This is a genomic window from Pseudoalteromonas sp. C12FD-1, assembly GCF_037414265.1.
GTDB lineage: Bacteria > Pseudomonadota > Gammaproteobacteria > Enterobacterales > Alteromonadaceae > Pseudoalteromonas.
The window spans coordinates 271,774-286,464 of record NZ_JBBEVD010000071.1 but is presented as its reverse complement, the minus strand read 5'-3'; the positions used below and the strand labels follow the sequence as shown (position 1 = coordinate 286,464).

The 14,691-nt window shown below is 42.5% G+C and carries 21 protein-coding genes; 15 read left to right on the top strand and 6 right to left on the bottom strand.

Annotated elements, in window-relative coordinates:
• Positions 1-131 precede the first annotated feature (131 nt).
• The 5 genes from WDB87_RS13720 to azu all read left to right on the top strand — a co-directional run bounded on the left by WDB87_RS13720 (position 132) and on the right by azu (position 4,219).
• Positions 132-941: a heme/hemin ABC transporter substrate-binding protein gene (locus WDB87_RS13720; RefSeq protein WP_337850158.1), complete on the top strand. Its 810-nt coding sequence runs from the start codon at positions 132-134 to the stop codon at positions 939-941.
• Positions 938-1,990, top strand: a complete 1,053-nt coding sequence (locus WDB87_RS13715; RefSeq protein WP_337850157.1) for a FecCD family ABC transporter permease — start codon at positions 938-940, stop codon at positions 1,988-1,990. The genes WDB87_RS13720 and WDB87_RS13715 overlap by 4 nt, the downstream gene beginning before the upstream one ends.
• Complete coding sequence (locus WDB87_RS13710) at positions 1,987-2,775, top strand: heme ABC transporter ATP-binding protein (protein WP_286248428.1); 789 nt, start codon at positions 1,987-1,989, stop codon at positions 2,773-2,775. The genes WDB87_RS13715 and WDB87_RS13710 overlap by 4 nt, the downstream gene beginning before the upstream one ends.
• Entirely contained in the window at positions 2,772-3,515 is a 744-nt protein-coding gene (locus WDB87_RS13705; RefSeq protein WP_286248426.1) for a HugZ family pyridoxamine 5'-phosphate oxidase, read from the top strand. Before WDB87_RS13710 ends, WDB87_RS13705 begins: the two co-directional genes overlap by 4 nt.
• 161 nt (positions 3,516-3,676) lie before the next feature.
• Positions 3,677-4,219: an azurin gene (gene azu / locus WDB87_RS13700; protein ID WP_337850156.1), complete on the top strand. Its 543-nt coding sequence runs from the start codon at positions 3,677-3,679 to the stop codon at positions 4,217-4,219.
• 36 nt (positions 4,220-4,255) lie between these two features.
• Here azu and WDB87_RS13695 read toward each other — a convergent pair whose 3' ends face one another.
• On the bottom strand, positions 4,256-5,191 hold the full coding sequence (locus WDB87_RS13695) for a ChaN family lipoprotein (protein ID WP_337850155.1): 936 nt from the start codon (positions 5,189-5,191) through the stop codon (positions 4,256-4,258).
• Positions 5,192-5,367: 176 nt separating this feature from the next.
• Between WDB87_RS13695 and WDB87_RS13690 the strand changes: the two genes are divergently transcribed.
• The 5 genes from WDB87_RS13690 to WDB87_RS13670 are packed head-to-tail and all read left to right on the top strand — an operon-like array spanning position 5,368 to position 7,222.
• Positions 5,368-5,787 (top strand): hypothetical protein, encoded by a 420-nt coding sequence (locus tag WDB87_RS13690; RefSeq protein ID WP_337850154.1) that lies wholly within the window; start codon positions 5,368-5,370, stop codon positions 5,785-5,787.
• Between the two features lie 3 nt (positions 5,788-5,790).
• The gene (locus tag WDB87_RS13685; protein ID WP_337850153.1) at positions 5,791-6,198 is read left to right on the top strand and encodes a hypothetical protein; all 408 of its coding nucleotides are present in this window, start codon (positions 5,791-5,793) and stop codon (positions 6,196-6,198) included.
• A gap of 13 nt (positions 6,199-6,211) precedes the next feature.
• Complete coding sequence (locus tag WDB87_RS13680) at positions 6,212-6,394, top strand: hypothetical protein (protein WP_055013532.1); 183 nt, start codon at positions 6,212-6,214, stop codon at positions 6,392-6,394.
• An 11-nt stretch (positions 6,395-6,405) separates the two neighbouring features.
• Entirely contained in the window at positions 6,406-6,906 is a 501-nt protein-coding gene (gene sodN / locus WDB87_RS13675; RefSeq protein WP_055013533.1) for a superoxide dismutase, Ni, read from the top strand.
• A gap of 10 nt (positions 6,907-6,916) precedes the next feature.
• Entirely contained in the window at positions 6,917-7,222 is a 306-nt protein-coding gene (locus tag WDB87_RS13670; protein WP_337850152.1) for a S24 family peptidase, read from the top strand.
• A 76-nt stretch (positions 7,223-7,298) separates the two neighbouring features.
• Here WDB87_RS13670 and WDB87_RS13665 read toward each other — a convergent pair whose 3' ends face one another.
• From WDB87_RS13665 to gcvA, 3 genes are all read right to left on the bottom strand, one after another.
• The gene (locus WDB87_RS13665) at positions 7,299-8,510 is read right to left on the bottom strand and encodes an MFS transporter (protein WP_337850151.1); all 1,212 of its coding nucleotides are present in this window, start codon (positions 8,508-8,510) and stop codon (positions 7,299-7,301) included.
• A 57-nt stretch (positions 8,511-8,567) separates the two neighbouring features.
• Positions 8,568-9,089, bottom strand: coding sequence for a carboxymuconolactone decarboxylase family protein (locus tag WDB87_RS13660; RefSeq protein ID WP_337850150.1), 522 nt, complete (start codon positions 9,087-9,089; stop codon positions 8,568-8,570).
• A gap of 155 nt (positions 9,090-9,244) precedes the next feature.
• The gene (gene gcvA / locus WDB87_RS13655) at positions 9,245-10,174 is read right to left on the bottom strand and encodes a transcriptional regulator GcvA (RefSeq protein WP_337850149.1); all 930 of its coding nucleotides are present in this window, start codon (positions 10,172-10,174) and stop codon (positions 9,245-9,247) included.
• A 169-nt stretch (positions 10,175-10,343) separates the two neighbouring features.
• Here gcvA and WDB87_RS13650 point away from each other — a divergent pair, with 169 nt between their 5' ends.
• The 5 genes from WDB87_RS13650 to WDB87_RS13630 all read left to right on the top strand — a co-directional run bounded on the left by WDB87_RS13650 (position 10,344) and on the right by WDB87_RS13630 (position 13,680).
• A complete protein-coding gene (locus WDB87_RS13650) occupies positions 10,344-11,117 on the top strand; it encodes an SDR family NAD(P)-dependent oxidoreductase (protein ID WP_337850148.1) in 774 nt (257 codons plus the stop codon).
• A gap of 65 nt (positions 11,118-11,182) precedes the next feature.
• Entirely contained in the window at positions 11,183-11,467 is a 285-nt protein-coding gene (locus WDB87_RS13645; protein ID WP_055017033.1) for a hypothetical protein, read from the top strand.
• A gap of 24 nt (positions 11,468-11,491) precedes the next feature.
• Positions 11,492-11,836 (top strand): carboxymuconolactone decarboxylase family protein, encoded by a 345-nt coding sequence (locus WDB87_RS13640; RefSeq protein ID WP_055013540.1) that lies wholly within the window; start codon positions 11,492-11,494, stop codon positions 11,834-11,836.
• A 62-nt stretch (positions 11,837-11,898) separates the two neighbouring features.
• Positions 11,899-12,573 (top strand): cupin domain-containing protein, encoded by a 675-nt coding sequence (locus WDB87_RS13635; RefSeq protein ID WP_055018975.1) that lies wholly within the window; start codon positions 11,899-11,901, stop codon positions 12,571-12,573.
• A gap of 3 nt (positions 12,574-12,576) precedes the next feature.
• Positions 12,577-13,680, top strand: coding sequence for a flavin monoamine oxidase family protein (locus WDB87_RS13630; RefSeq protein WP_337850147.1), 1,104 nt, complete (start codon positions 12,577-12,579; stop codon positions 13,678-13,680).
• Positions 13,681-13,797: 117 nt separating this feature from the next.
• On the opposite strand, the gene WDB87_RS13625 is transcribed toward WDB87_RS13630, so the two are convergent.
• Together WDB87_RS13625 and WDB87_RS13620 are read right to left on the bottom strand one after the other, a co-directional pair.
• Positions 13,798-14,316, bottom strand: a complete 519-nt coding sequence (locus WDB87_RS13625) for a hypothetical protein (RefSeq protein ID WP_337850146.1) — start codon at positions 14,314-14,316, stop codon at positions 13,798-13,800.
• 27 nt (positions 14,317-14,343) lie between these two features.
• The gene (locus WDB87_RS13620; RefSeq protein WP_337850145.1) at positions 14,344-14,586 is read right to left on the bottom strand and encodes a DUF2798 domain-containing protein; all 243 of its coding nucleotides are present in this window, start codon (positions 14,584-14,586) and stop codon (positions 14,344-14,346) included.
• Positions 14,587-14,691: the final 105 nt, after the last annotated feature.

Sequence of the window (14,691 nt, the reverse complement as noted above, 5' to 3'; positions counted from 1 at the left end):
AAATGATAATAGTTATTATTTATGGCGGAGATGTTACAACTAAGTCAAAATAAGATCAATTAATTATGATAATCATTTTCATTTAGGTTTAATTGATTATAATAGCCGAAAAATAAAAACCGGAGTATGTAATGAAATACCTATTTATAGTGTTTGCTTTAATGGCCCAACCTGCACTTGCGCAAGAACGCGTTATTAGCGCGGGCGGCACCCTAACTGAAATAATTTATGCGCTAGGCCAACAAAATGACCTTGTAGCGGTTGATCAATCTAGCATGTACCCGCAACAAGCTACGCAGTTACCGCAGGTGGGTTATTATCGCGATTTAGCAGCAGAAGGCGTACTTTCTATGCGCCCAACCACCTTATTAGCGCTTGAAGGGGCAGGGCGAAGCCAAGCACTTAAGCAAATTGAGGCAACAGGGGTTAAGCTCATTCATTATAAAAAGCCTACTTCTGTTAACGAGCTACTTGCGCTAATTAAACGCCTGGGTGACGATTTAAACGCCCAGCAAAAAGCACAGTCACTTATTACTCAAATTAAAAAATCGCTGCCCAAAAAGGCAAAACAGCAAACGCACAGTGCGCTATTTTTACTCTCAGCTAATGAGCGCGGGCTTGTTGCCGCCGGGCAAGAAACCGTGCCTAATTTATTATTTAGCTACGCAGGCATTACTAATATAGGCGCTACGCATTCAGGCTTTAAAGCAATTAACACTGAGGTGCTGGCTGTAAGTCAGCCCGATTTTTTAGTAGCCCCAGCCCATGTTGTACACAGCCTTGGCGGTAAGCAGGCTTTTTGTGAGCAGCCTACACTACGTTTATTAAAAGCGGCGCAAACCTGTAACTTACTTGTAATGGATAGCCTACTTTCGCTTGGCATGTCGCCGCGTATTGCCACAGCAATTAATACGCTTAGCGAGTATAAAGCTAACTTATGAACACCCTAACATTGAGCCACTTTAAGCCTGTAACCCTTAGCCCAGCCCATAAATGGATGCTTTTAGCCTCTATGTGCGTTTTTGCTTTGGCGCTACTTAGCATTGGGTATGGGCCTGCCGGGTGGGATTGGCGTTTAGCCATTGCGTGGCTTGCGCCCGAGCGCTTTAGTCAGTTTGATGCACTGCAAATTAATGTAGTAATGCAAATTCGTTTGCCACGCTTTATGCTTGCTGTGCTTGTCGGGTTGGTACTTGCCCAAACGGGCGCTTCAACGCAAGCGCTGTGTCGCAACCCATTGGCCGACCCATCCATTATTGGCATTAGTGCGGGTGCGGCCATGGTTGCAGTAGCATTTATTGCCCTTAGCGCACAGTTTAATTTTAACGCTCAGTCGTATTTACCTTATGCCGCGTTTTTAGGGGCGCTTGGGGTAACCTCGCTGGTATATTTTATTGCCAAGCAGCAGGGGCAAATAAATATCACCACACTTATATTGGTGGGGGTTGCCATTAACGCATTAGCATTTGCTGTTATTGGGCTACTGAGTTTTTTTGCCGACGACAGCGCACTACGATTAATAAATTACTGGACCATGGGCTCATTAGGCGGAGCAAGCTGGGGCACTATTATTCAAGCTTTACCGTTACTGCTTATTAGCCTTATTGGCTTGTGGCGGTTAAAAGAGCCCATGAACTTGCTCCTTATTGGCGAATCACAAGCTCAGTACCTAGGAGTAGACACCAGCAAACTCAAACTATATGTAATTATACTTGTTGCATTAGGCGTGGGTGCGGTTGTGGCGCTTACTGGTTTAATAGGGTTTGTTGGTTTAGTAGTCCCGCATATTGCCCGCTTAATGGTGGGGCCGCATTTACGTAACATGCTGCCACTTTGCATGTTAATTGGCGTAGTAGTATTGCTACTTTCTGACTGGTTAGCACGCTTAGTAGTTATGCCCGCAGAGCTACCTATTGGCATTATAACCGCGATTTTAGGTGCGCCATTGTTTATTTATTTAATCGTTAAAAATAAGCGAGCTTGGTCATGATCGCGTTTAACAACCTAAGCGTTGGCTTTGGCAACCACAACGTTTTAAACACCATTAATGGCAGTGCTAAACAAGGCCAACTTGTCGCATTACTTGGTGAAAATGGCGCGGGTAAGTCTACTTTGCTACATACCTTAGCGGGTATGCATGCCTTTACAGGTAGTGTACTTTTTAATAATAAGCCGCTGGCCACTCACGCTAAAAAAAGCCTAGCTACACAGCGCGCAGTAATGATGCAAGCTAACCATGTAGGGTTTGATTTTACCGTATTTGAGCTTATTGCTATGGGCCGCTACCCGTATGTAGAGTCATTAAAAATGCAAAGCGAAAAAGTACATAAATACGCCGCTATTATGGATTTAAGTAATTACTTAACTCGCCGCGTAAGTGCGCTTTCGGGCGGCGAGCAACAACGTGTGCATATGGCGCGTACTTTGGCGCAACTAAACGCCTTTACACAATCGGCCGAGCCAAAACTCATGCTGCTCGACGAGCCTACATCCGCACTTGATATGCGGCATCAGCATGCTCTGCTCAGCTGCGTTAAAGCATTTGTAGAGCAAGGTAACAGCGCTATTATAGCAATACACGATCTAAATTTGGCCAGCCTGTATGCAACCGACGCTATTTTACTGCACAACAAAAAAGTGCTGCAAAGCGGGCCTATAAACACTGTACTAACTGAACAAAACTTACAACAAATGTACGCCATGAAACTGCACGTAAACCCTCACCCTTATAACGATGCACCCATGGTTTTTTCTCAACGTCAGGAGTTTTTATGAGAGAACAAGCGTTAAGCGATGCACGTACCTTGGTTTACAAAACCAATGCTGGTGTTATGTCGACCATTTCTAATAATTTACGCGGCTACCCGTTTGGCTCAGTAACCCCCTATATGTGCGACGAACAAGGCCGTATATACTTTTTTATTAGCGATATAGCCCAGCACACTAAAAACTTAAAGCACGACTCCCGTATGAGCCTTACTGTATTTGACGCCGCCGACAGTGGCGATCAAAACGAGCACGGGCGAGTAACGCTTGTAGGCGATGGCTCTATTGTGCCAAGTGAGCAAGCACACACTTTACTTAATAACTATATTGCCCTATACCCCGAAGCCGCTAGCTATCGCAATGCGCACGACTTTCAGTTATGGCAATTAGACGTAGTGCGAGTGCGTTACATTGGCGGATTTGGCAAAATATTTTGGCTTGAGCAAAACGAATGGCAAAACGAGGCAAAAAACTGGGACGAAAACCAGCAGCAAAGCATGATTAACCATATGAATGAAGATCACCAAGATGCTATGTCGCTCATATTAATGCAGCACTATAACGTTGCTGATAACACCCCAATAATGAGCGGCTTATTACCCACAGGCTTTTATATACAAAGCCAAAAGCGTAACTACTTTATTAATTTCAAAACACAGTGCAACAGCCCGCTAGAGGTTCGTAAAGCGCTGGTTGCATTAACTAATCAAGCACGTAACAACTTAACTAAAACAGAGGAAACAGTATGAAAAAGTTAATAACCAGGGCCTGTTGACCTTTCAGAATTAAAATTTGTTCAATCTAGGGGCGATTAAATCGCGGCGCGAGGTTTGTAACCTAGTGGGCTAAGTAAAAATCGAGCAACAAGGAGTTTATCGTCCCTAGGTAGAACCCGAAGGGCAGCGCATGTTTGGCATTTATGCTGCGTTATCGCCTATTTATGTGGAATAACCACACTTCACGGGCTCTGCCTTGCCTAAAAACCAAACATACTGCTGCAAATTTAATCTCGAAAGATAAACAGGCCCTTAGTGCACTACTACTTAGCGCCAATGCTGTATATGCAGACGAATGCACACTAAATATAGATGCAAACGACATGATGCAGTTTTCAACTAAAACACTTAGCGCCCCTAAAAGCTGTAAAAAAGTAACCGTAAAGCTTAGCCACACCGGTAAATTACCTGCCAATGTAATGGGCCATAACTGGGTGCTATCTACTGAGCAAAACATGCAAGGTATTATCACCGATGGCAACACAGCAGGGCTTAGCAACCAGTACTTAAAACCTAATGATAGCCGCGTACTTGCCGCAACAGACATTATTGGTGGCGGTAAAACAACCGAAGTGACCTTTAATACCAGCGGCTTAACTGCCGGAACCGATTATACTTATTTTTGCTCTTTCCCGGGTCATTACGCCATGATGAAAGGCACATTTACACTTAAATAAATAGCAAAAAGTGTATTACACAAACACACTGCCAACCTATTGTTGGCACTGTGTTTTTTTTCCGCGTTTAGCTAATGCTTTAAAAGCGGCTTGTTGATGCTGTTTTTGCACATAACGAGGTGGCAACGCGTTAACCTGCAACTGATACCCTGTTTGATTAGCTTGCACACTTGTTACCGGCGATATCCAAACAACATTTAGCTCTGGCGCTAAACGCTTAATAACACGCGCTATACCTTCGCCATTTTTTACATGAAAATCGCCCGCAATATGCATTACCTGCGCATCTTGATGATTATTTAAATAGTTAACGATAGACTCCCCCATGGTTTCATCCCAAGTGACTTGCGCGGCATAATAATTTTCGTTTTGACTGGGCGAGCCGTGGTGCATTGATACCATAAAGCGTTGTTTATAATCACTGGGGGACGTATCAATAGTACTCGCAATGAAGCTTTGCTGTGTTTCATCAAGCTTATTTACATAACTTATGCCTTGCCTGCCAATACATGTAACAATGTTTTTAGGCGCATTGGCAGCTATTACATCGCTATTGTTCGTTTTTGCCAGCTCTATAAGCGCACGGTAGTCGCTTTTGTAATTGGGCCACGCTTGGGTGTTATCAATTAAATATTGCTCGCCAATTTCCCCCTTAACGTACTGATTTATAATAGGCTGTTCGGCACGGCTAAATTGTTCAAGCGAAAGGGCAGTGCGTTTATTACTTTTGCTTAATTGCTCAAATAACTTTGCCTGAAATAAATGCACACCTGGGTGTGTATGCCATTCACCCACTAAAATCACATCGGCATTTAAAAGAGTTGGCTCTAATAATACAGAGCTAACAGGCTTTGCTTGTGCATTGTAAAGTGCTGAAAAATATAACGATGAGCTGTTATCAGGCAGCACATTTGTTGTACTACAACCGCTCAAACCAGTTACTAACGCCAGAGCTAACATAGACTTTTTCATACACACTTTACACACCCGTAAATACAAATAATTATCAATATCATATATTTATAATACACTTTAAGCCACTCCAATAAAACACAAACACCCACCAATACAAATAAAAACAATTATCATTTGATCTATTTATGTTTCTGCTTTACAGTTTTAGCAAGTAAATAAATGAGGAACATATTATGGCTTTGCCATTTCTGTGCGCTAGGCATAAACAACATGTTTTATGCCAACCTGAGCAAGCACTTATAGATATTGAAACCGCACAATTAAGTGGCGAGGCATTATTTAAACAGTATCAGTTTGCACAGGCATTACCGCATTTAGGTAGTGCGCTAGAAAGCGTTACGCTGCTAACGCAAATGCATAATTACGCCGATAAAACGCAGCTTATCCAAATAACCTCACTTACAGAGCGCCTGTACGCCACGCTGTATTTTTTAGGCGAAAAACACGCAGCCCATAACGCCCTAGCACAATCAATTAGCCTGCTATACGACCTTTTTTATTGTGACGACAAACTCAGTGATTTTGTTTTTGCGTGTATTGCGCAGCTTAAAAAGCTTGCATTACAAAACCCACAACACCTTACAGAGCACTAATATATGCACAATTTAAGCGAGTACCAGCAGTGGCAAAGCTATACAAAAGCAGGTAACGAATGCTTTAACAATGGCAATATTAAAAGTGCTAAAAGCCACTACCATGTTGCTTTGTCGTTATCTAATAACTTGTTAAGTGCACACCCAACCGATAAAGCCGCTGTATGTGCCATGTTGGTCGCCCATCATAATTTAGCAGCGTTACTCACACAGCAAATGCAATGCGGCTCAGCCTACAGTTTATTAAAACAAGCCCAACAGCGCCTAGAAAAACAGCTTAGCAACAGCAATAAGCACAACGACTTATCGGCTTTATTGTGGGGGCTAAGTAAAAACCGCAGTGAGCTTATGGTGTTTGTTAAAACGCATTCATTTACACCCATCTCGTTTGCAACACAGACTCTTAATTAAAGGAGATAAACAATTGAAAAATTTACTCGTTATTTTTATAGCCATGGTGAGCTTACCGCTTTTTGCCCACGAAGGTCATGACCACGCGCATTGGTCTGCTGCGTACTTACACTTACTATTTTATGGCGCCATTATAGCCGTAGTAGCCGCTTTTTCGTTTTCGTTTTACAAACGCGCCAAGCGCAATAAATCATAAGGAAATGCAGTATGCTTTACTCATTTATTAACAGCCTAGATAAACTTTTAAAATTTAAAAGTGCAGCAGCACATTGCGATATTCCTTGCAAAATTTACGACCCAAGCACGGCACAAATTGCAGCATTAAGCGTAATTAGATTTATTGATATTATTAACGAATTAGAACAACCGCTATCAGTAGCAAATACTGCACAACTTGCGCGGTTAGTGCGCGAAAAAGAAATTCATGCTTCTAAAGTAAAAGAAGAAGTACGCGTAATTTGGGGCGACTACTTTAAACAGCCTCAGTTTGATCAGTTTCCTGATACGCATGCATTAGTGCATTCAATTATGCTCACTGCATCAAAGTGTAAACAACATATAGATCGCGAACACGCTGAGCAATTACTCGCGCTAGTAAATCAATTTGCAGACTCGTTTTGGCAAACCAAAGGCATTGCAACCTATCAAGCAAAAAGCCCATACCCGCCAAGCGAGCACGTGGTCTACCCAGACCTAAAAAGCGCCTAGCTCTCACGTTGTGTTAAAGTGCAACATAAGCAAAGTAAGGGGGCAGAGTATGTCTCCTACTTTTTTTGATTTAGATTATGTACTGAGTATGTGCTGGCCAAATATAAACTACAAACTAGGTGATGTAGTACTGGTAGAGCACCCAAAGTATGGCCGCATCATCAAACGTATTTGCCATATAGGACTGCATAATACCTACTTATTAAGCGGCGACCATGCCAGTAGCACAAGTACAAAAGAGCTTGGTTTAATCAAGCAAGGGAATATTTTAGGCCGCGTTATATTTCATATAAAACAGCCTCGCTACAAAAATTAAAAGTAAGGCTACTTTGCCAGCAGCTTAATAAACTTTAGCTTGCTTATATAAGCGGCTTGTAGGGCGGTTAGTGTGTTTAGGCTTGGTATTTTTTGGTAAATATCAAAACAATAACGGCCAGTAATAAAGGCACAAACGATGCCCATAAAACGGTGTGCCAACCGTAGGCACTTAATAACCCACCCGATGAAAAAGAGCCCACCGCCATTAAGCCAAACACTATAAAGTCACTAAACGATTGAGCGCGGTTTTTTTCTTCTGGCTTGTGCGTTTCGAGCACTAAGGCTGATGCCCCTAAAAAACCAAAGTTCCAACCTATGCCTAACAAAATTAGCAGCGCGTAAAAGTGATATACACCTTCACCTAAAAAGCCTATAGCTGCTGAAATTGCGATTAAAATAATCCCAAAAACAGAAATACGAGCAGCGCCAAAACGTGCAATGAGCTTACCGGTAAAAAAGCTAGGTGCATACATAGCAATAACATGCCACTGCATTCCTAAGTTTGCTGACTCTTGGCTATGCCCATGCATATGCATTACCAAAGGGGCCGATGTCATCAAAAAGTTCATCACCATATACGACGCAGCTCCACAAATAACCGCGCTTATAAAACGTGGTTGCAGGGCAATTGTGCTCAATGGCCTTCCTGAATATGCTTGATTTGCTAAAGGCTTTGCCAATTTAACGCCAAACAAAATAACACCAGCGAGAGCCGCAACAATGGCTTGCGCTATAAATGTGGCAGCAAACATTTTGTCTGACCAAAGGTGCATGGTATGCGTAACTAACTGCGAGCCAATAACACCTGCAGCTACGCCACCGGCCATTACCATAGAAAGCGCTTGCGGGCGTTTATTTTCGGGCACGCCATCGGTTGCAGCAAACCGAAATGACAAGGCCACTGCCGCATAAGCGCCGCCCAATAGCGCAGATAAACAGTACAGCCAAAAGCTGTCTATATACAACGCAATAGCCGCCAATAGTCCGGTTAAAACACCGGCGCCAGTTCCTGCCATAAAGGCGGCACGTCGGCCATATTTTCGTGCTAATTCACCGGCGGGTAAAACACACAAAGCCATGCCCAAAACAAAAATAGAAACAGGTAAAGTGGCTAAAAGTGCAGTAGGAGCAAGCAAGCTGCCCACTACCGCACCTGTTGCATACAGCACAACGCTGTTAGCCCCAGAAAGTGCCTGCGCTAACATTAAACGCCATAAGTTAGCTGTTTGAACTTGAGGGTCGCTTTGCTCAAGCCTATCTGAGCCTATAGCGTTTAATTTTTCCATGATTTCACTTTCCTAAAAATATTGAAGGAGCTTAAAAGAGTTTTATGGTTGATGTATTTAAATGTCTAACGCCACTAAAAAGCGCGATACCATGTTATAAGCAGCAACAGTTGCTACCGCTTCTACAGTTTGCGTTTCGCCAAGTAGTGCTTTTAAACGCTCAATAACACCGCTATCAACATTTACTTTAGTGGTTGATTGCTCAGTAAGTTCAAGCAGAGCTAGTTCCTGCTCAGAGAATAACTCAGTATTTACTACCACGCTTTTAAGTGCAGTGGCTTTTTCATCGGTACCGCCAGCTTGTATGTATGCTGGGTAGTGCACATTCCATTCAAAATCGGCTTTGTTTAATACCGCTACACGCAGCATAATAAGTTCGCGGTACTCAAGCGATAAGCCAAAGTTTGCTCTAACGCGCCCTAGCAACTCATTCCAGCCTTTAGCTAAAGGAAAGCTTTTTAGTAGTACTCTATCTATGCCTATTAGTTCACCGTTTGGACGACGACCTTGCATTTCGGCTAGTAGTTCGGCTGGGGCTTGCTCGCCATCTTGCCATGGCGTTACTCTTACTTGTGACATAATTTTTACTCCTAATTAAACGCCACTTTAGTCATTAAAGTGGCTAACTTGGAGCGAAAGCTTACGGGGAATGAACGTGGTTAACCACAGAGATTATCTTTTACCATGGTAAATATTTTCTTTACTGCTGTGTTTTATAAAAATACTGCTCAGTTTTAATCTTTTTTAGCCAGCGAGTTTTCTACCTCTTTAAACAGCCACTCTTTAAATGCGTGTATTCTTGGCAGCTCAGCACATTCGGGGCGGTAAACAACGTAATACGCCAAAGGCGATTCAAAATAAATATTAGGGAATAACCTGACTAATCGCCCAGCGGCTAGGTCATCTTTAGCCATAACACTGCGCGCTAAAGCTACGCCGTGGCCGTCAATAGCTGATTGCAATACAGCCGCTGAGTTATTTATTTGAATGCTTTTAGTGGTTAAAGGGCCTGTTACTCCGGCTTTTTTTAACCACGCCGACCAAGACGGAAAACCAGTATGGTCATCCATTGACTGATCGTGTATTAGGGTTTCGTTCAATAGTTTATCAATGGTATTTAAGCGGTTTGAGTCTTCTAAAAATTTAGGTGAGCATACCGGGTATACCTCTTCATCCATTAGTTTTTCTGCGCTTAATCCTTGCCAATTGCCTACGCCAAAGCGTATGCCTACATCTATGCGCTGTTCTGCAAAATCGACCGGCTTTAAATTAGTATTTAAATTTACATTGGTTTGCGTACATATTTCTTGAAAGCGATGCAGCCTAGGTAATAACCATTTAGCAGCAAATGCAGGGCTTACTGCAACTGTTAATGCGCCGCTTATAGCGTTGTCTTTTAAAATGTCTAGCCCTTGGGCAAGTTTATCAAACCCTTCGCGTATTAATGGCAGGGCACTTTGCGCGGTTTCGGTCGTTATTAGCCGTGTTTTGCCTGAACTCATTCTATGAAACAGCGGCGTGTCGAGCCACTCTTCTAATGTTTTTACCAACTGCCCAACGGCTGCTGGGGTTACGTTTAGCTCATCAGCTGCCGCTGAAAAACTTTGGTGCCTTGCGCTTGCTTCAAACGCTTTTAATGCATTGAGATGTATAGGTGATTTCATACGATAAACTTTTTCTTTATTGATGATTCAGATTATCTCGTTTGTTAAAGCAAGTAAATAAGTAAAAAATACCTCCCAAGCCAAACAGCAAGTTACTTGCTATTAGGCAACTCAATACTTTTTATTTATATAACAAATAAAGCGCATAGTAGCGCTTGGAGCAATAAACATGACTAAGCAATTTTCAAGTAAAAAATTACTCGTTATTGGCGGTACTAGCGGAATGGGTTTTGACACGGCTCGATTAATTTTAGAGCAAGGCGGCCAGGCTGTCATTGTTGGCCACCGTAAAGAAAAAGCCCAAGCAGCAAAAGAGCAGTTATCTGCTTTAGGCACTGTTGAGGTGTTAACTGCTGATTTAACCAGCGATGAAGGCGTGCAAAACTTAATTAATACACTTTCACAAGACCACACAGACGTCGATTTACTGGTAAATGCTGCCGGTGTGTTTTTCCCTAAACCATTTTTAGAGCACGAAGCGGCTGATTACGATCAGTACATGCAAATTAACCGCGCGTTGTTTTTTATTACACAAAAAGTAGCCGCTAATTTAGTGGCAGCAAAACGCGCAGGCGCCATTGTTAATGTGGGTTCTATGTGGGGTAAGCAAGCTATTGCCGCTACACCCTCGTCGGCGTATTCAATGGCTAAAGCAGGTTTACATGCGCTAACGCAACATCTAGCAATGGAATTAGCAGCGCATAACATTCGCGTTAATGCAGTATCGCCAGCGGTTGTACAAACGCCAATTTACGAAGGTTTTATTCCTAAAGCAGAAGTAAACGATGCCCTACAAGGCTTTAACAGCTTTCATCCAATTGGCCGTGTAGGTACAAGCGAAGATGTCGCCAATACCATTGCGTTTTTACTAAGCGACAAAGCCGCTTGGGTAACGGGTGCCGTATGGGATGTTGACGGCGGCGTAATGGCAGGTCGTAACTAATAAATATTGTAAGCGCTAATGGGCTAAAGCAGCCCATAGCTAGATTTAAACACTGGAGAGCAAATATGGTTTATTTACAAATTACACTAAGTGTTGACCACGGTAATAGAAAAGCAGCAACAGAGGTTTTTAACACCTACAAAGCCCCATTTTTAGACACTGTAAGAGGCGCAGTTTCAAAAGAGCTATTAGCGCGTGATGAAGATGTACAAGTGCTTCACGGCTTTGAAACTATTGAGCACGCTCATGAGTATTTAGAAAGCGATTTATTTAATGCCGATGTAGTTACCGCGCTCGCGCCACTACTTACTAATGACCCAGAAGTACGCATTTACTGCGTAGCTGAGTAAAAACTTAAGATAGGAAAGTAAAAAATGTCACAAGATTGGAACGCGTACCGCACCGAAGTAATGAACACTGTAGGTGCGTTTGCTAAGCAAAGCCCAGATACCCTACGCGGATTAATGACAATGGATGGCGCTGGCGCAAAAACAGGCCATTTAACGCCTAAATTACATGAGCTAATAGCACTCGCTGTTGCCGTAACAACACGTTGTGATGGGTGTATTGCAATGCACACTAAAAAAGCGGTTGAGCACGGCGCAACAATTGGTGAAATATCTGAAGCGTTAGGCGTTGCTGTAGCCTTAAATGCAGGTGCAGCGCTAACTTACAGTGCACGAGTACTTGACGCCCACGCACAATTACAAAACGCTTAATAAGCGTAAATTTATAGAGCAATAACTTATGTTATTGCTCTTATTTTATTTAGGTTGGACAAATGCGAGTCAATTCAGATTTTTCACAACACGCTTTAATGCTGCCAAGTCAATATAGTTGGCAAACATCGCCTCAGGCGGGTGTTGAGCGCGTAATGCTCGACAGAATAGGCGCTGAAAAAGCCAGAGCAACAAGCGTAGTACGCTACGCGCCTGAGTCTACTTTTCCAAGCCATGCTCACCCAGGTGGAGAAGAAATAATGGTACTTTCGGGCACTTTTTCAGATGAGTCGGGCGACTACCCACAAGGCTTTTATTTACGAAATCCGCCAGGGTCTTCACATGCACCTAAAAGTAAAAGTGGCGCAACCATTTTTGTAAAACTGTGGCAAATGTGCGTAACAGAAACCACCTCTGTGCGCATAAATACACACGATCCGGCTACGTGGATAACACAAAATAACCGCACAATATGCCCGCTTTATCAAGATGATAACGAAGTAACTAAACTGGTTAAGTTAACCCCGCAACAGCCCCTATTTGATAACCTAAAAGCACATAATGCCTTAGAGCTATTTGTACTGGGCGGCAGCGTAATACACAACGAGGTAGAATATTCAAAAGGAAGCTGGCTAAGGCTGCCAAGCACGAGTAAAGCGTTAATATCAGCGGGAAATAACAGCGCTACAATTTACCTAAAAGTAGGGAATTTTAAAAACATAGGATGTGGAGGCTAAATAATGCGTACAAAAATTGCGATTATAGGCGGTGGGCTAAGCGGCGTGTATGCTGCTTACCAGTTAGAGCAACGCGGCATTACCGATTACATATTGCTTGAAGCCAGAGACCAATTAGGTGGCCGTATTATGAACTTTACAAGCCTGTCGCAAACTACAGCAAATAACTTTGACCTTGGCCCAACGTGGTTTTGGCCAGAGTTTCAGCCGCAATTAAATGCCATTATTAAAACGCTAAACCTAGAAACATTTGCCCAGTACGAGCAAGGCAATACCTTAGTAGAGCGCTCACATACGCAGCCGCCAATAGCGATACGCGGTTATACGCATGCTCCTACGTCTATGCGGTTAAAAGGTGGCATGGGCACACTCATTAATGCCTTACAAACAAAGCTCAAAAACAAACAAATAGTTACCGGTGCTTTGGTAAAAAAAATTACCAACCAAAACGGTCATATTGAAGTTAACTTTAGCACCTCAAACGCAGCCGATAATAAGGTAAACGTTGAGCACGTAATGCTTGCGCTACCACCACGCTTAGCCGCAAGCCAAATAACATTCACCCCCGCATTACCAAGCGATTTAGTATCGCAGTGGCAAAATACCGCAACCTGGATGGCACCCCACGCTAAGTATATTGCTGTGTACGATACGCCATTTTGGCGTAAGCAAACGCTCTCGGGCAGCGCCCGCAGCAGTGTTGGGCCAATGGCTGAAATACACGATGCATCAAATCCACAAGGCCAAGCCGCATTATTTGGCTTTATTGGCATACCCGCTGATGATAGAAAACGCATTAGTAATGAAGATTTAATCACACATTGCAAAGCGCAATTAGTCAGGCTTTTTGGCGCACAAGCCGCCACACCCAAAGCCGATATTATTAAAGACTGGGCACAAGACCCACTCACAGCAACGTCGCTTGATACTCACACAGCTAATACACATACCCCAGCACCTTACATAACCGCGCAAAATGGCCCGTGGTATCAAAATTTAGTCGGTATTGGCAGCGAATGGTCGGTGCAATTTCCAGGCTATGTAGCTGGTGCGGTTGATGCAGCAAATATAGGTGTTGAGCAGTATTTGAAAAAAGTTAACGCGTGATGTGTAATGGCTGAGACTTGAGCTTAGCGTTTTAATGGATTGCTCATAACGGCAGCTGATGGGCGGTTATGAGCGTTCAAGAAACAGCCATCATTATAGTAATTTAAACAGATTAACTTATTCGTTTTTAAAGCTCCTAAATATCCACACATTCAACCCAATCAGCAACATAACAATTAATGTTAGAATTGGAGGCTTTGATTGTAATGGTAAAAACTCAGCTGTTACTTCTGGAATCAAGTGAACATATACTGCGACAAACATAATAGATAGCGCTAATAGTGATGAGCAATAAAATACTTTTCTTATTATATTTTTTGTTAAAACCTTGGATAGAGTAAGCACAATCAAAAATCCTAAACCTGCTGAAATTTCACCTAATTGACCAGCCCACCTAGCTATCTCGGGTAATGGCAGTCCACTCAAAGCTATTTGTTTAGTAAACATAGTATTGAACGGCTCAAAGAACTTTACTGTGCCAGCCATAATTAAAAAAATAGCTAACAAGCCGGTTAATAGCTTTTGCATGATGGCCGAAGGGTTCATCGCTGAATGGCGTAACGCCAGCCACATTAACCCGACAATAACGAATACACTCGATATTAGTGATACTTCTAGTAATAATTGTTTCCCCATTTCGTTTTTCCTATATTTTATGGTGAATTATTTCTCTTCAGATTCTAATAATACTTTGCTAACAAAAAGTCGAACTGTTGGTGCAACTACAGCTAAAAGCAATAGTGCAGAAGGAATAACTTCTCCTATAGAGTATGACCATGCACTCATAAATGAGACATCGCCAGACACCATTTTCCTGGCCATAATAGCCGTCATGCCCAAAAGCATTGAAGGTAAAACCATTGAGGCTATTAGCGGATATTTAAATTTTTGAGGGAATTTTTTCATATTGGTCACACCTTGAATAATTTAGAGGGCATATTTTAAAGCCTTGCCATTATTTCAAAAATAGCTATTATTGAAATTTATAAATTCATACTTGAATGATTAGAT